This window comes from Bradyrhizobium sp. WSM4874 (assembly GCF_055811835.1).
Map to the genome: position 1 here is coordinate 1 of NZ_JBVVPR010000067.1, position 19,817 is coordinate 19,817.

At 57.9% G+C, this 19,817-nt stretch carries 18 protein-coding genes and 2 pseudogenes; 11 read left to right on the plus strand and 9 right to left on the minus strand.

Annotated elements, in window-relative coordinates; genetic code table 11:
• Positions 1-74: 74 nt before the first annotated feature.
• Both AC0L3P_RS36690 and AC0L3P_RS36695 read left to right on the plus strand, forming a co-directional pair.
• Positions 75-236: a hypothetical protein gene (locus AC0L3P_RS36690; protein ID WP_473308996.1), complete on the plus strand. Its 162-nt coding sequence runs from the start codon at positions 75-77 to the stop codon at positions 234-236.
• A gap of 42 nt (positions 237-278) precedes the next feature.
• The gene (locus AC0L3P_RS36695; RefSeq protein ID WP_473308997.1) at positions 279-611 is read left to right on the plus strand and encodes a tyrosine-type recombinase/integrase; all 333 of its coding nucleotides are present in this window, start codon (positions 279-281) and stop codon (positions 609-611) included.
• Positions 612-1,452: 841 nt separating this feature from the next.
• On the opposite strand, the gene AC0L3P_RS36700 is transcribed toward AC0L3P_RS36695, so the two are convergent.
• From AC0L3P_RS36700 to AC0L3P_RS36730, 7 genes are all read right to left on the minus strand, one after another.
• Positions 1,453-2,598 (minus strand): trypsin-like serine peptidase, encoded by a 1,146-nt coding sequence (locus AC0L3P_RS36700; protein WP_473308998.1) that lies wholly within the window; start codon positions 2,596-2,598, stop codon positions 1,453-1,455.
• 99 nt (positions 2,599-2,697) lie between these two features.
• Positions 2,698-4,632, minus strand: a complete 1,935-nt coding sequence (locus tag AC0L3P_RS36705; protein ID WP_473308999.1) for a S8/S53 family peptidase — start codon at positions 4,630-4,632, stop codon at positions 2,698-2,700.
• Between the two features lie 10 nt (positions 4,633-4,642).
• On the minus strand, positions 4,643-5,518 hold the full coding sequence (locus AC0L3P_RS36710; protein ID WP_473309000.1) for a trypsin-like serine protease: 876 nt from the start codon (positions 5,516-5,518) through the stop codon (positions 4,643-4,645).
• Between the two features lie 113 nt (positions 5,519-5,631).
• Positions 5,632-6,972, minus strand: a complete 1,341-nt coding sequence (locus tag AC0L3P_RS36715) for a hypothetical protein (protein WP_473309001.1) — start codon at positions 6,970-6,972, stop codon at positions 5,632-5,634.
• A 121-nt stretch (positions 6,973-7,093) separates the two neighbouring features.
• The gene (locus tag AC0L3P_RS36720) at positions 7,094-7,693 is read right to left on the minus strand and encodes a hypothetical protein (protein WP_473309002.1); all 600 of its coding nucleotides are present in this window, start codon (positions 7,691-7,693) and stop codon (positions 7,094-7,096) included.
• Between the two features lie 19 nt (positions 7,694-7,712).
• Positions 7,713-8,108, minus strand: coding sequence for a hypothetical protein (locus tag AC0L3P_RS36725; RefSeq protein ID WP_473309003.1), 396 nt, complete (start codon positions 8,106-8,108; stop codon positions 7,713-7,715).
• A gap of 44 nt (positions 8,109-8,152) precedes the next feature.
• Positions 8,153-9,469 (minus strand): hypothetical protein, encoded by a 1,317-nt coding sequence (locus AC0L3P_RS36730; RefSeq protein WP_473309004.1) that lies wholly within the window; start codon positions 9,467-9,469, stop codon positions 8,153-8,155.
• 383 nt (positions 9,470-9,852) lie between these two features.
• Between AC0L3P_RS36730 and AC0L3P_RS36735 the strand changes: the two genes are divergently transcribed.
• The 3 genes from AC0L3P_RS36735 to AC0L3P_RS36745 all read left to right on the plus strand — a co-directional run bounded on the left by AC0L3P_RS36735 (position 9,853) and on the right by AC0L3P_RS36745 (position 12,920).
• On the plus strand, positions 9,853-11,934 hold the full coding sequence (locus AC0L3P_RS36735) for a multicopper oxidase family protein (protein ID WP_473309005.1): 2,082 nt from the start codon (positions 9,853-9,855) through the stop codon (positions 11,932-11,934).
• A 22-nt stretch (positions 11,935-11,956) separates the two neighbouring features.
• Positions 11,957-12,166 carry an aconitase family protein gene (locus AC0L3P_RS36740; RefSeq protein ID WP_473309006.1) on the plus strand — a complete coding sequence of 70 codons (210 nt, stop codon included), beginning with the start codon at positions 11,957-11,959 and terminating at the stop codon, positions 12,164-12,166.
• Between the two features lie 397 nt (positions 12,167-12,563).
• A complete protein-coding gene (locus tag AC0L3P_RS36745) occupies positions 12,564-12,920 on the plus strand; it encodes a hypothetical protein (RefSeq protein WP_473309007.1) in 357 nt (118 codons plus the stop codon).
• 434 nt (positions 12,921-13,354) lie between these two features.
• Here the strand turns inward: AC0L3P_RS36745 and AC0L3P_RS36750 are convergent, their stop codons facing one another.
• Positions 13,355-13,636, minus strand: coding sequence for a WGR domain-containing protein (locus tag AC0L3P_RS36750; RefSeq protein ID WP_473309008.1), 282 nt, complete (start codon positions 13,634-13,636; stop codon positions 13,355-13,357).
• A 419-nt stretch (positions 13,637-14,055) separates the two neighbouring features.
• On the opposite strand from AC0L3P_RS36750, the gene AC0L3P_RS36755 reads away from it, so the two are divergent.
• Positions 14,056-14,541, plus strand: coding sequence for an HAD family hydrolase (locus AC0L3P_RS36755; RefSeq protein WP_473309009.1), 486 nt, complete (start codon positions 14,056-14,058; stop codon positions 14,539-14,541).
• 8 nt (positions 14,542-14,549) lie between these two features.
• A complete protein-coding gene (locus AC0L3P_RS36760; RefSeq protein ID WP_473309010.1) occupies positions 14,550-14,810 on the plus strand; it encodes an HAD hydrolase-like protein in 261 nt (86 codons plus the stop codon).
• Positions 14,811-15,168: 358 nt separating this feature from the next.
• Here the strand turns inward: AC0L3P_RS36760 and AC0L3P_RS36765 are convergent, their stop codons facing one another.
• Entirely contained in the window at positions 15,169-15,582 is a 414-nt protein-coding gene (locus tag AC0L3P_RS36765; protein ID WP_473309011.1) for a hypothetical protein, read from the minus strand.
• 13 nt (positions 15,583-15,595) lie between these two features.
• Between AC0L3P_RS36765 and AC0L3P_RS36770 the strand changes: the two genes are divergently transcribed.
• The 4 genes and pseudogenes from AC0L3P_RS36770 to AC0L3P_RS36785 form a co-directional block, all read left to right on the plus strand.
• Positions 15,596-15,805 (plus strand): DUF2130 domain-containing protein, encoded by a 210-nt coding sequence (locus AC0L3P_RS36770; RefSeq protein ID WP_473309012.1) that lies wholly within the window; start codon positions 15,596-15,598, stop codon positions 15,803-15,805.
• Positions 15,806-16,022: 217 nt separating this feature from the next.
• A pseudogene (locus tag AC0L3P_RS36775) lies at positions 16,023-16,285 on the plus strand (hypothetical protein).
• A gap of 575 nt (positions 16,286-16,860) precedes the next feature.
• Entirely contained in the window at positions 16,861-19,596 is a 2,736-nt protein-coding gene (locus AC0L3P_RS36780) for an ATP-binding protein (RefSeq protein ID WP_473309013.1), read from the plus strand.
• A 6-nt stretch (positions 19,597-19,602) separates the two neighbouring features.
• Positions 19,603-19,779: pseudogene (locus tag AC0L3P_RS36785) on the plus strand (restriction endonuclease); the annotation flags it as partial.
• Between the last annotated feature and the right edge of the window lie 38 nt (positions 19,780-19,817).

Below are 19,817 nucleotides of genomic sequence, written 5' to 3' on the forward strand. Positions count from 1 at the left end.
AAGAGATGGTGCGATCGATCGACCCGAGACGCGAGTAAATCCGTGCGACCCATTGGCTGTTCAAGGCCGCTGCGGTGCTTGCCTTCGAGGTGTTACTGCACACTGGCCTGCGTCGCAGCGATGCCGTGCGCCTTGGCTGGAAGCATCTCACTAAGCAGGGTTTCGTCATCACCACCAAACAAAGCCAAGGGCATGTCGAGTTGTGCATTCCGGTGCATCGCGACTTGGCGCGCTAAATCGCCGATTGCCCAAAGGACGGGCCGGCCTTCATTGAAACCATGTACGGAAACGCGCGCAGCGAGAAGGCGTTTTCGAGTTGGATTAGCGAAGCCGCGGCAGCTGCAGACCTTCCACCTCGTTCCAGCTCGCATGGAGTCCGAAAGGCGGCGTGTCGTCATCTAGCCGAGACAGGATGCACAGCGCTCGAAATTATGAGCATCACCGGCCATACGGATATCCGGGAGATCGAGCGCTATTGCCGGGAGGCCGCGCGCAAGAAGCTTGCCGTTGCTGCGATGGCGAAACTTGAAGGTGGTTTCGACATTCGATTGCTGAGGTCCACTCGTCGCTTCGCAGCGTTGTCGCTAATGCCGGCCCTCCTTGGTCGGTGAGGGGCACAAGCAGATCGCCTTTACCTCGCCCAGAAGCAGCTTGATCAGGTAACAAGGAGAGGACTGATGCGCTTCTCCGGCTCAACACGGACTTTTCGACTGCACACCTCCAACGATAAACGCCCGCAGCTCGAGCTCAAACGGCGGAAATTGGCTGAACACGTCTACGGCGATCACTGCCTGCGGCACGAGTTGAAGGGAACAGAGTCAAAATAGTCAAAACAGACTCGGGTTGGGAGAGAAGGTTCAGTCCGTGCCAGCTTCCTCGAAATTCTAGGAAACTATTCCATAATATTCCATAATGAAGGTTATGTGAATAAATAAACTCAGTTGCTTGCGGCAAGTGCACGATGCTGTGGATCACTTCCATTCATTTCACGCAGCTCCGAATTTGGAGCAGCTTGCGTGTTTGCTTCATGGCCACCTCCAGCCTCGCGATTACGGACCAGTCGCGCTTAAGTGTCAACCTGAGAAGCGCGTAAGCATACGAGCCCGGCAACGAAAACTCGTCGGTAGATTCCGTCAGCTCGAGCTCCTAACGCGGACGACGGAAAGGAGCGCTGCCTAGTGTTAGCGCGGCTGGCGCCCGGGAGGTCCGTCGCGGCAGATGTGGCTCGGTAGCTGGCCTCGCACTTGGTCGGGTTCGCAGTCCAAGGTTGGCATCGGAATAGGACGAGCCTTACGATAGTTAAGGCGACTTCGAGGTCGCTTTGTCTGGTCCGGTGATCGAGCAACGTCGTCTGTGACCTCCGGGCGCTGGTTCGGCTGGCTTGCGAGAGCCTCGGCTCTCGCCGTAACGAGGCAAAGAAAACAGGCCGCCATCTTTGCGGATGCTTGGAGGCTAATTTTCCAAACACGCCGGTGCGTAATCGTTGCAAGCCGCATCAACCAGCTTCTTTACGTTCTCGGCCACGAATGGGCTGGCGCCCATCCATTTGACGGCATTGTTGGTCGATCCCCAACTCGTCACGCCAATAATCGTGTTGGGGGTCGGCGCACTTCCGAACTGAGTTCCTGTCAACGCCGGCTGAACGCCAAAGTTCATTATCCAGGGCCCCCCACTCGAACCACCACACATCAACGATCCGATAATCGTGTTGTCCGAGTTTGCTGAATCGACCGCTCCTTGCGAGTCATTTCGCTGCATGTAACCCGCATTGTCGAGGCAGGCCGGATAGCCCAGCTGCGTCAGATGCGTGATGCGCTGGGGCGTAAAACCTCCACCATTCCAAGCGAAAGCAAACCAGCCGGTGCGTTTGCCAGGATAGGAGTTCTTCTGAGGAACCAGGACGAGGACGGCAATGTCATCTTTGCAAACGACTCCCGCCACCTTGCATGAATCTGATCCATCCAGGTACGACTTAAGCGCATATGCTTTCTTCACCGTCCATTTTCCGAACGGGGAACTTCCGTCGCGGTAACCCGGATGGAATTCCCAATCGGAATAGTATTGATCGCTTCCAAATTTCGCGACGCAATGCGCCGCTGTGATGACCAGTCCCGGCTTTATCAATGAGGCGGAGCAAATGTAGGACTCTCCTGACTCGTTGAAGAAAAGCTTCCCGGCCGCACTATAAGGGTATTGGTCGTTCGTCGCGTTCGGCTTGAGATCGGCTCGAGCCGTGGAGAACGGAAGGCCAGACGTTCCGAAATCGACCTGTGCCGGAGCTTCCGGCAAGTTCTCCCGGGCCTTGGAAACCGGAGAACGAAGCCCCGGCGTCGATGGCCTGCCGGTACCGATAGCCCCGGCCTGCAACCCTGGTATCCGTTGTTCCTGCGGCTCACTTCCTTGCAGAGCCTTGCGGGCATCGGCATCGGTATAGCCCTGCGCAATTGGCAGCGGCTTCGGGCGCGCGGTCGCGTAAGATATTTTTCCTCCCAGTTGCTCAGTCGACGTGCTCACGGGACCAACCGGACCGGTCTGCGCATGAGCGGCCGCCGTCAATGTCCACAAAAGCAGCGAAGTCATTCCTGCACGAAACATCATTTGCTCCTCCAGATAACTTCCGTACGTCGCAACCAGCGAAAACGCGATCAAGAAATGGCGGGCTGTGCTGAACTCTCACCAGATCGAAGCCTTAACGCCCTAATTCTTCCGAAACAGCCTCGGCACGTAGTCGATCAAATCGCTCCAGACGATCGGATCGGGTCTCCCGTCGAGCACCAACTTGTCGCTCGATGGCTCGCACTCAGTCTCCTGAAGCTGCTCTTGGCTGTCTGACCACAGAACTCGAAGGACAAGCGCGCCAGCTTTGTTCTTGACGTTGATCTTTCTGATCGTGGGAAGGATCACCGTGTCTTTGCAAATGTCGGATGGAGCGGTCCATTGCCCAAACTCCAAGGGACGCGATCGCAATTGCAGAACATCATCATACAGGCTAAGCGCCTTCGAAAGGTTGAGGCGGCCAGACCAGGCTGCAAGATCTTCCAAACGTCCGTCGTAGTCCACGGAGGCTTGCAGGCGGCGCTTGATATCTTTGGGTGTTCTGAGGCCGAACGATCGCAACAGGGAGGCAGTCAAACTCACCAGCGGAGCAGCAAAGGATGTTCCCGTCACGCCCGACGCCGTTTGATCGTACGGCACGTCACAGCCCGGCGCGAAGAGATCGACATACCGGCCACCCTTGTTCGTGAAGCCTGTGGGTGACAGGGTGGCATCTATTGCGGCTACCGTAATAAACTGCGTTCCAGACTCTTCGTTACGGCCACCATAATTTGCCGGATACCAATCCGTGAGATTAAGTTCGGCGCTCTCGTTACCCGCCGCGCTCACAACGAGCGACTGAGCATTTCTCTTTATGGCGTTCAAGATGCCCGGCAATTGGTCCTTAGAGGCGATACTTAGATTGACAATATCGCCGTGCGTGACGAACCATTCGAGCGCCTTCACCAGCCCGCCCGATGTTATGCCGTAACCTCCGCCGCCGCCCGCTGGCGGCTCCATAACGTTCACGACGTTCAGCTTGAACAGGGCCGACAGTTGCGGATAGGCCTTTTGGAGCTTGGGGAAACCCGCGGCGATACGAGCGACCTCGGTGCCATGTAAGCGGACCTCGTTCGGTGTGTGATCAGAATAGGGACGAATGTTGTCCAGGCGAAACACCCCAATTCCGTATGGGCTGTTCGCGTTTGTAAAATCATTGCGACGGAGCAAGCCAGACGGAAATGATGCATCAAGCCCCGTATCGATGACCGTAAGGGTGGCGGGATAGGACTGCTCGGCAAGCGAAAGCGTGCGCTTGATGACCCCGGCGACCGCTTGATCATCGTACGGCCAGGGACCGGCAGTATCGGGAGAGGCCGCCGGACATGTCTGACCGTCTGCATCGACCGGATTTATGAGCGAAATGGCTGGCGGCACCTCGATCTCTATCAGCGGGCTGTCCGGATCTGCAAATCCAGCGAGCTCCTTTATTTTTGCAATGTGTTCTAAGGCGGTGACGGAGCTGCCCCGTTTGACAGGGAACGTGGTGATTTCGGTCACGAAGGGAAGGCGGATGGTCGAGCCGGGCTTAAGATTAGCCAGATCGAGACCCTTATTGAGATTCTCAACTAGCTCCCGATAGGTTAAACCGCATCGCGGGGTAGCTGAATCATTGGGACTGCACTTCTGTATCTGATTGGCTTTGCGGCCAATTTTTCTCAGAAGAACGGAGTCCAAGGTATCGCCCACGAATACGCCGACGGCAACGCCATCTCCGGAATCTTCCCTCCGCCATTTCGCACAGGCGGGAATGACTGCGGATCTTCGCACTTGGGCAGGCTCGCGGACGAGCTTCGTGTTGTAGGTACCGAAGAATAACGAGCTGAACGTGTTCGTAACGTGCCCGCACACTTGCTTGATGAATCGTTCCGGCAGCTCACCAATATTGATGTATCCGACCTTCGGCTCGGAATTTCGCGCAATGTATTCGATCGTTGCGTTTGAAAGTCCTGGCGTTCCGCGCAACGAAATGTACTCATCCGCCTGAGCTGCGCTCTGAAACCCGAGAATAATGACGAGCGCCTTGAGACACTTCATGATCGATATCTCACCTACATGCAGCGCTAAAATTGACGCCGCAGACCTTTTGATCCGGATTGTCCTTCATCCAATCCTTAATAAACGCAACCGCGGCCGCCGACGTGACACTGGATAGAAGTGACTCGCCCTGCTTGTAGAGGGTGCGCGAGTTAACGGCTGCCAAAACGCGCAATCCGTCGATGCGTTGGATGTAGGCGCCGCCTCCGCTGTCGCCGGGACAAACGATTACCTGATCGCGAGTTACGACCGTATTGGGTTCTCCAGGGTCGGTACCGGGAAGTTTCGCGATACGCGCCTGTCCGATGCGAAACTTTCCATCATTTCCTCCCGAAGGCGGGCCACCTGTTGGTGGCGGCGGAATCGTGCAACCAAACCCCGTAAGAAGGAGCTTCGTATCCTGCACGAGCTTGGACGGGTCCTGATTTAGCCGTTCATATTTGATGCCGTCAGCAGCCTCTGTCATGCGACATAATGCGTAGTCTGCGCTTAGATCACCCGCGCCTCCTTTATAGCCCTCGGCGTGCCTGCAAGGTCCTGACAGCGTCCTTTCGCGGAATTCAATAGCCGCGAGTTGCCCGTTGCCGACGCAGTGGGCAGCAAGCAGCAAGGCCGTTGGACCAATCAAGGTCGCAGTACATCTCGCGCCTGCTTGAGCCGAATAAAACGAAGCCGGCCACTCGGTCGATTCGGCCTCTTTTCCTCCAATCAACTCAGGACCAATGCCGGGCTGATTCAATTTTTCCACGGAGCCCATCTGTATGGGCCCCTTGTTGATGACGAACGGATCATACTCCGCGGCATCTACAACAGAGGAAAACATCAAAGCGATGCTTGCCGCAATTACGCATCGAAATGCGGCATCCCTGAAACTGCTGACGCCCAATCTGCGCCCTCCTAGTCAATCAAAGGCCATCCAACGTTCGAATCTTTCAACGTTGGCCGCTCACTCTCGTCATTCAAAATCTACTTATGCTCAGGAAATCGGGAGCGTGACGCTCAGCCGTTTACCAGAGCATCAATCGCCTTTCGTATTTTATCCCGGTTCTCCTGCGATACCGCGGTCGCAACCGAACCGGCAAAACTGACCAATTGCGTAACGTGCTGCCAGAACTCATCAGCCTTAGCGGGGTTAGCGATAATCGCCCCGAAATCGGCGGTGATCTCTCTGAAACTATTCAGCCCGGCCGACGTGTCTCCAGCATCTGCGATGACGTCGTAGTCGCTTGCAGTCTTCAACGCCGCGCCAATTTGCTCCTGCACTTCCTTCCAAACTGCGTGATGGCATCGCAGAAAGATGGCGCTCGGTCCGCCTGTTTCGGAGCGGTCAAAGACTTTCTTGTCGGGATCGGCGCAAGCGTCGATCTTTCCGATATCGATTTTCGCTGCCGAGAGAACAGCCACCTGTTCCGCAAACGACCCGGCGAGCGTCATTCTTCTTGCAAAGGTATAATCGGAGACGGCTTGGGCGAGCTCAACGCCAGCGTTGCGTATCGCGGTTTGATTCTTCGGATCGGACAGGAAGTCTTTGATCGCTTGCTCACGCTTGCCTTCATCGACAATCGTCGCCGCCTCGATCGCGACAGGCGTGATAATTCCAAGCATTGTATCGATCAATACACCGATCGGACCCAAAAAGCTTAGACCCGGAATGCCTGAAGCCGCGGCGGGCTGAACCAAGTCACTCGCTACTGACTGGGCAACTATCTCGGCCCCGTAGTAGGCCCTGTCGAATTCCTTCAAATCGCCTTGGCAACGCTGGAGCGTCCGGACTCTGATCTTGTCGATGGCACCCAGTTGCAGCGTAGCGTTGCTGGCCTTGACTTGGTATGAAGCGAAGAGTGCCTGTAAAGCCGAGAGGATATCCCCAGGAGCCGTAGTCTTGCTAACGGACTGTATCTCGGTCGCGACCGAATTGAGATAGTTCGCCCGAGCAACCGACTGTAGATGATCTACAACGAGTTTCGCCGATTGATCGCGCTGAGAGAATTTGTCCAGGATGACAACGGAATTCGCGCGGATCCCGCAGAGTATCTCGGAAAGCTCAAGTCCCTTTCCAAAATCAATTGTCTTGCTCGTTGCGTTAGTCGCGTATGCGGCAAGTACCTGTTGCGTAACAGATTTGCGGATCAGAGCTAGCCGCCCCGCTCCCCTTTCAAGCAGCAGCAAGTCGGATGCGGAAGTGCCGACAGACGAGAGTGATGCGACAAAGGAGGTGTATCCCTTCTGGTCTTTGGGATCCGGCGCCTGAGCCAGCGCACTTGAGAAGCTCGTATAGATCGCACCCAGAGCAGTTGCGAGCAAACGCGCACGCAAGATGCTGGAATGGTGGCGGGTCATTCTGCCATCCCCCCTCACTCAATTCTTGATTGCATTGTACTTCACATTTTAAAGTTGAGTCAGGCCCCTCTTATGGTTTCGCCAAGGTGGCGCGCCTGCAGACTCGGATACCGACACGACGCTATTGCTTGATCGCGATGAAGGAAGCCACGACGCCTGCGGCTCCCCCGTCATGCGGCTTCGCCCTGATCACCGTGCCGACAAGCGTGGGTATTTGATTAACGCCGTTTGGCCATTTCGCCGTTGTCGATGCTCTGTAGTCGTATTCCCAATTTTCGGTCTTCGTCCCAGCTCTTCCGGTACCGAAAAGCTCGACTGAGATGTCGCCGGCAGGCGACGTCTGCATGGTTCCTTTCAGGTCGAGCACATAACCGCCGCCCATGTCGAAATTCCCGGTGACCGAGTTTCCCTGTGGGGGATCGAACGTCATGACGCCTTCGCCAAATACGAGATTGAATGCCGTCACAGCAGACGCGGCGTTCGTGACTTGCGGACCATAGATCGCACTCAGAGCCTGCACCGCCGCGTCCGGAGCTGCGTTGACCGTGACGTCAGCCCGGTTGAGATAGCTTCTGTAGGTCCATTTTCCCCGCAGTGAGCTATCCCACGCACCCGCGGCGGCGTCGGCTTTCAGGGCAAACGACGACTGGCGCGGTGCTTGACCGTAGGCCGCGCTTGCCAGGAAGAGTGAGATGATCGAGATGATGACGACTCTTGGCATTTGCACCCTCCTGTAACGGTCAGCTGTTCGGAGCGCCGGCAACTAGCCAATCGTGAATATCCTGCACAATCTGGGCGCCTGTCGCAGTCGATCCGTCCGACAATGTCAGGGAATATCCCGAGTCGGTGATAAACGGCCCACCGGGCGGCATCTGGCCCCGTCCGCAGAAGCCATCGGCGCTGGTCAATATCACCAACATCGGCGAACCATCTGCATCCACAGCGGTGTGTTGCTCGTCGATATATTTTACGGGGAAAATGGGCTGACCGTTGCATTTTGGATTCGGGAGAGGGGTCGCTGTCAGGTTCTGATAGCTGCTCCAGAAGCGCTTGTGTGGCGCAGCAGCAGCATTCTCACTGGCGTTCTGCACGATCAGATCAAGATATTCCTGTAGACGCGCGAATGAGATCGGCATTGATAACCCTCGCTAAAATATCCTGTTCTGACGCTCGCTTGAGATCACTGGGCCTGATCAGGAACGGACCAAAGGAAATCAGTTCGCAGTCTGCCGGCATTGAACGCTTGGTCTTGCGGATCGGGATTGCCGCGATAGACCGGCAGGAATGGCATGTCCGGATAACTCGCGCGGTTGTGGCAATTCATGCAATTGGAGACGACACCGCCACCATGCCCCGCATCGGGGAATCTGGCTTCGAGCCAAGGGTTGAACGCAACGTGGGGGCTGCCGTCACCTTCCTTTGGCAAGTTCAGGTCGTAGCTGACGTTCATCAGATAATTCCGCCAGGCACCAGCCACCCGAGCCGGTCGATCAGCAGCAAACGATCCCTGATCGGGTTGGTCGTGCCACCAGAACGTTGCCCAGACCCAGTTGTCGATTTCTTTCGTGGTCATATGGGTCGCGACTAGCGCGGCGAAGTCGCCGGCCTGAAGCGGGCGCCCCAGTGCTGCTTGCGCTACTCCCGACAGCACGCCATCGCTGTTGATGCCCGCCGCCTGGTCCGCGGTCAGTTGAATCAGATGGATCTTGTTCGTCCCTACAACGTGGGCACGTTTGGTCTGACCGTTGAACTGAACGTCGACGACTTCGTCCGGCGGAACGTCGGGGCGAGCTGGGTCCACCGCGACATAACGAGCCCAGGTTGTAGGTGGGTTGCCGGTCTTCAGCGCGGGATTCTGATCCGGATCCCAAATGGGCATCGCCGTGATCTTGTCCTTCGCAATCGGCCACCACACCGTCTTCAGCGAGATCGCGTTCACGGGAAATGGCGGGATATCGCGATCCTTCGGGAACGTCTTGTTCGATGCACCGGTCTTGAGAAGGCCGTCAAGCGTGGAGGCCTTGAACAGCCCGTTGGTTCTCACATGGTTGAAGGCAGGGAAGTTGTAGAGCACGAACGACAGAACGGACGCTCCGGCAACCGCCGGCGCGACAACGCCCTTCGGAGGCCGGAACTGTCGGGGTGTCTGGAAGCGCGGCAGGCGAGGTTGACGCGCGGCGTTCGGCTGTGCAGCAGCGGCAGCGAGACTCGAGTCAAACGTCTCTGTTTCGCTATACCAGGTTTCGAAGATCGCAAACTCGCCGCCTGGCGCGGCCTGAGTCATTCCGGCAAACACATTCCAGGCGTGCAGCCGTTCAGCCGAGACATTGCCGGCCGTAATGAACTGCTCCAGCGTCGCCTTTGGTGCGGGAAAATCAAATCCTGCCGGAATATCGTAGTAGCCCGGAGGCGGGCTTGCGCCCTGCGCAAACGCTGCTTCACTCGATAACGTTGCGAGGCACAAGAAAGGCAAAACAAGCCAGTTGGGGTGGTGCATGATCATCCCCTATGTGAAAAGCAATACGACAACTCTTAATAGAAAAATCATATTCAATTATAGGGTCATGTCAATTGGGAATACACGCGGCGGATTGTCCGGTCGAGGTCGTTCTCTCGAGGAAAGGCGTCTGCGGACCCACAGCTGGCGGGTATCAAAATATTGACGCAACACCAGGTTGACTGACCTTGGCTTTTCAATAACCATCACTTAATTGAATTTGAGAGGTCGGCGAGCCCTGGACAGCGCCGTGATATTCGCTAAAGGCGCTGCTCTGACTGTTAACGCAACGACGAGTCTCTGTAGGTGGCCCTGCTGGAGCGGCGGGAAGTCAATAGCCGCGTTCAAGAGAACGCCGCTACCGAAAAATTGCGAGGTGAACAGTGCGAATTTTCATCCTGTTGCTTTCGTTAATGTGGGCCGCGAGCGCGTTTGCGCAGGAATTAGCGCCCCAGCCCTATCTCAACCCACCGCAATTGCTCCAAAAGAGAGTTGGGCCAGCCGTGCAGCTTGCGCCGGTGACGGAAACCGGCTGCAAGCCCGAGGGCGACATCACGTCGGTTAGCAATCTCGTGACGATGAATCTCGTCGCAAAGATCGCGGCCAACAAGATCAGGAACCCCGGCTCGCTGAACGGCGGGATGGACAACGTCAAGCTCCGCTCCTACGGCGGATGTCTCACCGGGCCAGTGATCGACATGAAACCGGGAAGTACGTTACGCATCTTGCTGCGCAACGATCTTGATATCAAGGATACCACATGCACGGCGGGCGCAGCGCCCGGTCCGGAATGCTTCAACACGATCAACATGCACTTTCACGGATTGCACGTGTCGCCCACTGGCAACAGCGACAATGTTCTCATCAACATCGCGCCGCATACCAATTACGAATATGAAGTAAACATTCCTTTCGACCATCCGTCGGGAACGTTCTGGTACCATCCGCATCGGCATGGGTCGACGGCCATTCAGGTCGCGAGCGGCGCATCCGGCGCGCTCATCATCAGAGGCGATCGCCACTATACCGGTGAAGCGGCAGGAGACATCGACACGATCCTGCATGACGCAGCCGGCAACCCCATGCCGGAGAAGATATTCTTATTGCAGCAGATTCCCTATGCGTGCTTCGATGCGCAGGGCAAGATCAGCAAGAACGCCGACGGCACCTGGAACTGCGACCCGGGCCAGACCGGATATGTCGATAATTTCGGTGCGCAGCTCGCTTCTCCCACCGTCTGGGACAAGAGCGGACGCTTCACGAGCATTAATGGGGCGGTCCAGCCCATTTTCAATGTTCCGGCCGGCGAAGTCCAGCGCTGGCGATTTATCCATGCCGGCATTCACGACACGGTCAACGTTCAGATCGTGCCCATGCTCGATACTGCGCCGAAAGCGGCACTGGCAATCAAAGGCGTTTTGGATGGAACCGCAAAGGATCAGGCGCAGGTCGTCAAGCAGCTCTGCCCGTCGCTGGTGCCGGATGGGAGCCAAGCGGTCGCGCTGGTGCCGCAATTCGAGATCGCGTCGGATGGACTGACCCGGTCAAAGATCAATCCCATCGGGGTCGGAGCGAAGAGCCAGAGCGGAGCGATCGGTACGAACTTCCTGCAGCCGGGTTATCGCAGCGACATTCTCGTGGCGTTTCCACACGAGGGGACTTACTGCATTCTCAATCGGGCCACGCCAGCTGACGAGCGTCCCCATGGCGGCCAGGGGCCGAACGAGACCCAGCTGCTTGCGACGGTGGTCGTTTCGGGTGGCAAAGTGGTGTCCGGCGATCTCGGCGCGTTGGTCCGCCAAGCGCTGTACGATGGCAATGCGAACGACAAGACCTTGCCGAAAGCGGCACTCGATGGTCTTCTGATAGGCGACCTGTCGCCTTGGCGAGCGATGCCTGAGGAAGGCGCCGCTTCGAACAGCGGCAATCCACGCATTGCAAGTTTCTTCATCGGACCGCAATTTCCCGGAGATCCAGGCTTCGGCTTTTACATCAATGGAAAGGCCTACGATCCCGACCGGATCGACAAAGAGTTTACGATGCAGGTCAATACTACCGAAGACTGGGTTCTGATGTCATCTGGTGAACCCCACATCTATCATATCCATGTCAATCCATTCGAGATCATGGACGTGATGCACAACGGCAAAAGTATTTTTGGGCTCCACGGCGAGTGTCTCGTGCCTGCGGACAGCAAGGGACTCGAGAGTCAGTACTGTGGCATGTGGCACGCGTTCAAGGACACGGTCTTTGTCCAGAACGATTACGAAGTTCATATCCGAACGACGTATGATCGCTATATCGGCGAGTTCGTGATGCACTGTCACATTCTTGACCATGAGGACAGCGGGATGATGGCCAATATTCTGATCGTTCCAGATGCCTCGGCGCCGTTGGGCGGGCTTGGTATGCCGGGCATGAAAGCAATCTCGGACGGAACGGTGACGCACGACATGCACCATTAGCCGGCTTCACCGGTGCCAGCGCATGCGCAGTGGCGTAACTGCAAAGGATATCGTGCTTGATCTGCTGGCGTTGCCGGCCATGCGCAGGGGGGCGGGCGTCGGTCGCGTGTTTGGGTTCGCCGGCCCCGTCGTGAGTTCGCTCTCAATCGATGAGCGTGCCACGCTCCCGAACATGACGGCTGAGCTCGGCGATTTCACGGGCCTCGTGGCGCCTGATAACGTGACAATCTAATTCATGCGGGAGCAAGAGTGTCGGCTAGAGGACTGGATGCGCAGCGATGAGGATGCGGTCTATGCAGCGCCGGCTTCCTGCAGCACGGCGATGGCCCAACCGCGCAAGGTGCGGATCGCCGGCCGTCTTTCCTTGAACATCAGCATCGAGATCGCTCCTGGCATGCGTCCGGCGAATCCTTGGGAGCCGCGGCGCGTTCCGCGCTGCTATCACCGCCCAGGGATTCGAAATCGCGGGGACTGGGCTTTTCCGCCTGTTCCGCGCAGTGCGGGTCAGGAACAATGGACCTGTGGCCCCATTGAATAGGCGCGTGCGAGTTGCGTGGAGTACGTCGATGACCGCCGATAAGCAGGTGCTGGAAACCGTCGAGCGGGCGCAGGCCGTCCTGGCCCGCTAGGTGGAGCCGGGCGAGAGGGACTGCGAGGGGACGATCAACGAGCTTCTCGAGGTCCTCGACCGCGACGAGGTCGTCGCCGCGATCGAGGAGCTCGAACGGCGCGGGGAGGTGGTCGCCGAGCTTCGGCGCCTTCTCGATCGAGGAACTCCCGCTTGGGGATCTCCGCCGAGGAATGCGGTCGAGCCCGACCTGCCGCCCATGCCGCCGGAGAAGCGCCCTCAGGATCCGACAATGGACGGCCGGGACATGCGCTTCGAGGGCTACCAGGTCGAAACCAAAGAGCACGCCGGCGATTATCCCGACACGATGCCACAAGTCATCGAAGTGACGGATGCGGAGGGGCGCACGGCCGCCTAAGTGCCGCTCAGCCGCGACGGCAAGGTCGTCGACAGCTCGGCGGTCGTGAAGAAGCTGAAGGAGTGCGAAGACACGCGTTGATCGTTCACGCGGCGGGCGCGGGGTGCTAGGATGATGATTAGCAAAACGGCTGGCACTTGTTCGACCGACAATCCTGAACATCGGGAACGGAGCGATTGCAGGTTGGCTTGTCAGGCGAACCATACAGTCCTCAGCAATTGCCCCACCTGCTATTGAAGACGTCGGCTCTCTTCAGGAAGAGAATGCGCTGCTGAGTTATGGGACTTCTCATTTTTAAGTCGTTGATATCACATCAATATTCACCTTCGCATAACATAGATTATGGAATACTTTTGCAATTCTTAGGTATGACCGAATATGACTACGGATTACTTTGATATACTTTCTTCGGCCTTTCGTCCATCCTGGCCGTCTCACGCTGGGTCGCACGTTCGCTCCAGGCATGGCGAATGGCGCTGGACGTAACCACGACGGGTTTTTCGTTTGAGCCGGGACTCAAGGGCCTCGACCGCCTGCACGTGTCCATCGAACAGATCGAGCCGCCGTCGACCGCGCCCACCGAGACGGCCCCATTCGCGCACCAATGCCGTATCGCCAAACAGCGTCGGCTCGATCGTGAGCACATAGAATCGCGCCATGTTGCGGGCCGGATCGCGGCGCTCGAGCACGAGATATTGCACGGTGAATTCGGACATGCGCTAGAATCGCAATTCCCGAATCGACCGTCCAATTAAATAAATGAATCGATCCGGGCCAACGATTCAGAAATTTTATGCGCTAAGCGAGCGGCCGCGATGTCAGAATGAACTCTCCCGTCAGATCCAGCCCAACCAGCGCCTTTACGATTGCATGCACTCGGCATCCATTCAGCGTCTGGCGTACTGCGAGGCGTCTGCGTCGATGCGTTGCCTGATCAGTCAATTGTTAAACTTTGTAAAAGTCCGAGCAATGCCGCAACGCTCGTGTCCCACGTCGCGCTCGGGCTGTGTGCTTTGTGACAAGCCGACAGAAAGCGCCAAGACATCCATGACAATGCCGCATTCTTTTACCTGACAACGGGACATTCATCGTCTTAAGTGGGCCTCAACCCTGAACTATGACCGGACAGTTCGACGTGACAGGCCTGCAACATCGCGCACTTCAGGGCATAAAGGCCATCGCATTCGACGTGCAGGGCATCTGCGTTGACTTCTATCAGCCTGTCCTGCGCGCCGGCGCCGAGCTCAATCGCGCCAAAGGATTGTCGATCGCATGGGCGGAGTTTTCGACCGAAGGGCGCGATCTCTATTGCAATGCCATGGATGCCGTCATCGCAGGCAGGCGGCCCTGGATACGTGTCGACCGCATCTATCGCGAGGCGCTGGATGTGCTCTTGGAGCGGCGCGGCCTCGCCGGCTCTTTCACCGAGCCAGAGCGCGACGAATTAAACGCGGTCTGGACCAAGCTTGATCCCTGGGCGGATTCCATCGAAGGGCTGATGCGCCTGCGCCGCCACTACATCACTGCGACGCTGTCGAACGCCCGAACGGCCGCGGTGGTCGCCGTCGTGAAGCACGCAGGTCTGCCGTTCGATGCGATCCTGACAGCGGAGCGATCCTAACAGCGGAAATGGTCGGGACCTACAAGCCGTCGCCGGCTGTGTACCAGCTCGCCGTCGATTTCCTAGGCTATCCGCCGCATCAGACCTTGATGGTTGCGCGCCACAAATATGATCTGAGAGCGGCGGGCCGCTTCGGCATGCGCACCGCATTCGTTGCGCGCCCTCTCGAATTCGGCCCCGGCGCGGCGCCTGATATCGCGCCGGAGAGCTCGTTCGACATTTGCGCAGATGGTCTCACATCCCTTGCCGACCGGTTGAGCACGCTTTGATGGTTGTCGATGCAATTCTTGTAGTTGATGAGATCGCGCGGCAATAGAAGAATCTGAGTACCCGCTATTCACGACTAAATAGCCTTTGAGTGGGCGATCTGCAGCGGCGTTTCAGACGAGGCACCTAGGCTGCCGAACTGATCGACCATTTTTGGGCAGACTTTTTGGCCCGTGCGAGAGCTGATGCGATATATGCCAGATCTGCCTTGAAATACAGAAAGGGAACGCCTTCCCCTACGTCCGAGCCGGTCGGTCTCGGTATACCCCCTCTGCGGGGCTGGCTGCCCAACGCCCCGCCTGTGACATCATCTGAGGACCTTCAAGAAGCAAGTCCCTTGTTTCTAGACAGCTGACAGCCTTAATACCTTGACCGAACGACGACAGAAGGTCGGGCAGCGATCCGGCCTTCAATCTCCCGCTTCAAGATCTTCACCTGGTCGCGGCGATAGGTGTCTTTCATTCGCTCCGTCAGACAGTACCACGGCACTCTGTCGGCCGCCTCAATCCAAGCATCATCCTCGGCTTCCAATCCAACGATCCTGAGATGCCGCGTAGAGCCGACCGGAACGACCGCCCTCCACGGCAGGTCTTCATGGAGAATGTCGGGCGCCAGCGGAAATTCGTTATTCACCTGAACGGGCCCCGACCAATTGAACTTCAGGATTGCACCTTCCGCTTCAAATACTTGCCCGCGAAATGCTGGCTTGCCCTCTACAAACGCGTTCAGGCAAGCGTCGCCGCCTCTGGCAGCGAGAAACGCGCCAGACCTCACGATCAAAATCGCGTTGTCTATGCGCGAGGATCTCGACAAGGAGCGTAAGTTTATGGGCCGGCAATGGGCCAAGCGGGAAACCCAAATCCTGGCCGTCATTGATTCGACCGTGGGCATGGTCGGCGACCTGCAGGCAATCGCCGGTAAGGCCATGCCGGATATTCCCAGCCTAGATACCCCGTTGTTGGAGAACTCTGTCGAGATCGAACGGAAAGTTGGATGATCCCTCCCCTACCCTCTCTACACTGCATCCGCGCCCGAGCGCCTAGGATCGCATGCAAACTTCGGCCGGCTGTTCACGTCAAGCGCGTAACCAGAAGCGCGCCGTTCGCGGTCACATGCATGCCGGAACTTGCCCTCTCGTCATTCCGAACCCCAGCCCTGCGCTAACGGAAAACGGACGACGGACATAAGGATTCGTCGTATCAGGAGCTGCCTCAATGCTGATGACGCGTCAACGAAGACCAGCGATACGGACACTGGGCAGATGGGCGATCCAGGTACTCCAGGAAGGGGGCGCCATCCGCGAGTGCGAAGAACACGGCTGGATGCAAGATCGCACCGATCCACACGCACGGGAGCGGCCCTTGACATCGCCCGTGGAGACCCGCCAGCAGGCGTCTCCCCTGATGCAGCGGCGGCCGAGGTTCTATACGTGCTGAACTCGATCGGTGATACCTGCCCGGAATGCCCCGCAGACTAGAGGGGCTGGTGCTGAGCCTCAACGCCAGCCCGGCCTTCCCATTTCAGCGGCCCAGCTTCTTCTCCACGCGCTGGCGCACATTGCCGTCCTTTTTGACCGCCGGTGCCGACTTTTGGCGAAATTGATGCGGATCGGCAGGCCGACCTGCTCGATCAGCTGATCGAATTCGTAGAATAGCAGAATGCCCGTGTTATCCGCATCGCGTGGCCGCGAGCGCCATTCTCGAAGTTGCGCCAGGCTGCGCCCTACTTCACTGGCACGGCGATACCTATGACACTCCTGCGAACGCTTTGAACCTTGCATCCACCACGGCGATCGCCAGGCCTTCTCTGCCGGCAACAAAATTCTAGGTCTGCGGTTTCATATCGAAGCCGACGTCGGGATCTCGTAGCCTGGCTGCACGACCTTGTTTGAACATTGCGACCCCGCCTTGAAAGGAGAGGCTCTACCCCAAAGGATCTTGGCGGAAGAAGCCTCTGCCGCCGCCAGCTCACTGAGCGCAAACTTGGTGATCTCTCGTCAAATACGATGAGAGTTCCTTAGCGCCATGCTAGTACCGCGGCGGGAGAACAACCATGACGCAGACTGTCGCGTTCGCATTCGGTGACGCATCGACATTCGACCAGAACATCGCGAACTATTCAGGGGAGCTGGCAAACCTGGATCCGGTGGCCGGCCCCGCATTGCAAGGCTTTCTTTCGGCTTTGGTCGATGGTGCGCAGGACAGAGGGGAGCTGCTCGATGCACTGGAGCAGGCCCTTGCAGCCGGTTCGTCCTCGCCCGCATCCCAACCTCCCGCTCCGGCGCTCTCGATCACAAGTTCACCGGCCGCTACAACGGCTCCGCCCGTAGTTGTCCGTTGGTTTCTTGAAGAGTTGGAGATCGAGGGATTTCGCGGCATCAACAACGAAGGCGCACCACTCGTCCTTAAATTCAAGCAGGACTGCGTCAGCTCGATTACGGCACCGAACGGCGTCGGAAAGAGCTCCATCTATGATGCCTTGAGCTTCGCGCTCCGCGGCAGGATCGACAAGCTCGACCAGCTGCTGCAGGCCGAACGAGGCCAGGACTATTATTTGAACCGCTTCCATCCGGCGGGGATCGGCACCGTCAAATTGAGATTGCGTCCCGACGATGGAACGCCCGCGGTCGCATTGACCATCACGAGAGATAGGCTCGGACAGAGAACCGTGGCTGGACATCCTCGAGCCGACGCCTTGCTCGCCGAGCTCGATCGGGAATTTGTACTGCTCGACCGACAGACCTTCGAGAGCTTCATAGACGAGACCGCGCTCAACCGAGGTCGCGCCTTCTCGGGCCTGTTGGGACTGGCCCGCTATTCCGCACTGCGCCAGCAGCTTCAGCAGCTTTGTCAAACGCGATCGTTCAACACACATTTCGACACCAGTGCTCAGACGGCGAGGAAGTCGGGCCTCGACCGGGCCATTGCCGCGGCACGAACTGCCATCGCGACCGACTACGAGGCGCTCGTTCTGGAGAAGCTGGTACCTGGCACGAGCTCGATCGATGCGCATGCGCGTTGCCATGCAGCGTTGCAGGCGATCCCGACCCTGACGTCGGAATGCGGTGGCAAGACGTTCATGCAGATCAGCGGCGAAAATTGCCATGCTGCCGTGAACGCGGCCGAGGGCGGCGCGGACAAGCAGCGGCTCGCCAGCCTGCTCCAGACCGAGGCGCGCTGGAAGGCTGCAAACAAGGCGGCTCCAACCGCAGCCGACGTCGTCACGCTCCAAGCGTTCGCACAGAAGCGGGAACAGGCTCTCGCCGCGACCTCCGGTGAGCCGTTGCAACGACTCTACAAGATCAGTGATGAGGTGATGTCGGCGGAGGGTTGGTCATCGGCCAATCTATGCCCGACCTGCGGGATCGAGCACTCGATCTCAGTACTTGATCACGTGCGCGCACAACTCGCGCATTATGATGAGGTCGAGGCCGCAACGACGGAGCTCGCGAGCGAATGGGCAGCCAAAGGCTGGTCCGACCTCGAGAAGCTCGAAAAGCTGACAATTGGCGATCAGGAGGCGTTGCTTCTTGGGCGGCTCAAACGTTCCGGCGAAGAGGGGACCATCGGTGGTTCCGAGGTCGCGGCCCTTGCCTCGCATCTCGCTACAATTCGCGCCCAGGCTCAGAGCGAAATCCAGCGGCTTTCCGACGAAACGGCAGCGCTGTCGCGTACCATGCCTGCTTCGCTGGTGAGCGTGACGCGCGCCATCGAAGCCGCACAAAGGCTGCAAAGCAGCTGGATCTCGCTCGAAACGGCCGAAAGCGAGGCAATGAACCTCGCTGCGCGCGCGCAACGAGTGACCCGGCTGAAGGCCTTCCTCGACAAGGCGAGCGCGACCTTCTCACTCGCTGAATCCAACATGGCGGCTGCTCGCCTCGCCCGTGTCGAACCCCTTTGTCAGACCTTGTTTAACCAGATCATGTTCAGTCCAGTGACGCCCATTCTGCGTAAACCGGCGGGAACCGAAGATCTTACGATCGGGTTAGGCACCTTTTGGTCCCTTCGTGACGTGTCGGCCCAAGCGCTATTGTCGGAAAGTTATCGCAATGCATTTGCTGTTTCGGTCTATCTGGCCGCAGCATCGCTCTACGGCGGATCACCCCGCTTCATGGTCTTGGACGACGTGACATCGAGCTTCGACGCTGGACACCAGCACCATCTCGTCGAAGTCATACGTACCCAGTTTGCGCGGCCCCTGCAGGCGGATGGACCGCAAGTGATCCTGCTCAGTCACGATACGTTGCTCGAAAAGCTGTTCAACAAGCATTCCGGCTCGCCCGCTTGGTCGCACCAACGCCTCGAGGGCACGGCGCACACGGCTGTCCTGTTGCAGTCCGGCGCGGTCAACAAGGTCCGAGATGCGACCAATACTCTTCTGAACCAGGGGCGTGTCGCCGACGCAGCCCCTCGCCTGCGTCAATATCTGGAATATGTCCTGCAGACCGTCATTGACAAATGCCGGATTCCGGTGCCACCCGACCTCGCCTTCGGTGACGACAAGCGAACCCCCGGGGAATATCTCAACGCCATCAAGGCCGCGGTCGAACTAGAGGACCGCGCGGGCAGTCTGATCCTCGCCCCGGCACAAAAGCAGGCGTTGCAGATGCATTCGGCGACGATCATCGGCAATTTCGTCTCGCATTGGGCGACGGGTCAGACACAGGCGTTCTCCGCACCGGCACTGCTGGGCGTCATGCAGGCCATCGATAACTACCAGGAATGCTTCAGATACGAGCCGGCACCGGGCGCGCAGAAGCGCTTCTATGCCACATTGCACAGCAGGTAGCTTGCTATGCCCGCCTACGATTTCACGAGGCTCTCTGCCTTTGATTTCGAAGAACTCGCGCTCGATCTGCTTCAGGCGGAATGGAAGACGGATCTCGAAATCTTCACGTCCGGTCCCGATGCCGGCATCGATCTTCGGGCCTTCTCCGACACGAAGAAGGAAACGATCGTCCAATGCAAGCACAAGCCGCATTCGACCTTCGCCAAGCTGCTCGCGCATCT

Coding starts and splice junctions, on each gene's coding strand:
- AC0L3P_RS36695 (WP_473308997.1), top strand. CDS start 279: ATGTACGGAAACGCGCGCAGCGAGAAGGCGTTTTCGAGTTGGATTAGC.
- AC0L3P_RS36700 (WP_473308998.1), bottom strand. CDS start 2,598: ATGATGTTTCGTGCAGGAATGACTTCGCTGCTTTTGTGGACATTGACG.
- AC0L3P_RS36705 (WP_473308999.1), bottom strand. CDS start 4,632: ATGAAGTGTCTCAAGGCGCTCGTCATTATTCTCGGGTTTCAGAGCGCA.
- AC0L3P_RS36715 (WP_473309001.1), bottom strand. CDS start 6,972: ATGACCCGCCACCATTCCAGCATCTTGCGTGCGCGTTTGCTCGCAACT.
- AC0L3P_RS36720 (WP_473309002.1), bottom strand. CDS start 7,693: ATGCCAAGAGTCGTCATCATCTCGATCATCTCACTCTTCCTGGCAAGC.
- AC0L3P_RS36725 (WP_473309003.1), bottom strand. CDS start 8,108: ATGCCGATCTCATTCGCGCGTCTACAGGAATATCTTGATCTGATCGTG.
- AC0L3P_RS36730 (WP_473309004.1), bottom strand. CDS start 9,469: ATGCACCACCCCAACTGGCTTGTTTTGCCTTTCTTGTGCCTCGCAACG.
- AC0L3P_RS36740 (WP_473309006.1), top strand. CDS start 11,957: ATGCGCAGTGGCGTAACTGCAAAGGATATCGTGCTTGATCTGCTGGCG.
- AC0L3P_RS36750 (WP_473309008.1), bottom strand. CDS start 13,636: ATGTCCGAATTCACCGTGCAATATCTCGTGCTCGAGCGCCGCGATCCG.
- AC0L3P_RS36760 (WP_473309010.1), top strand. CDS start 14,550: ATGGTCGGGACCTACAAGCCGTCGCCGGCTGTGTACCAGCTCGCCGTC.
- AC0L3P_RS36780 (WP_473309013.1), top strand. CDS start 16,861: ATGACGCAGACTGTCGCGTTCGCATTCGGTGACGCATCGACATTCGAC.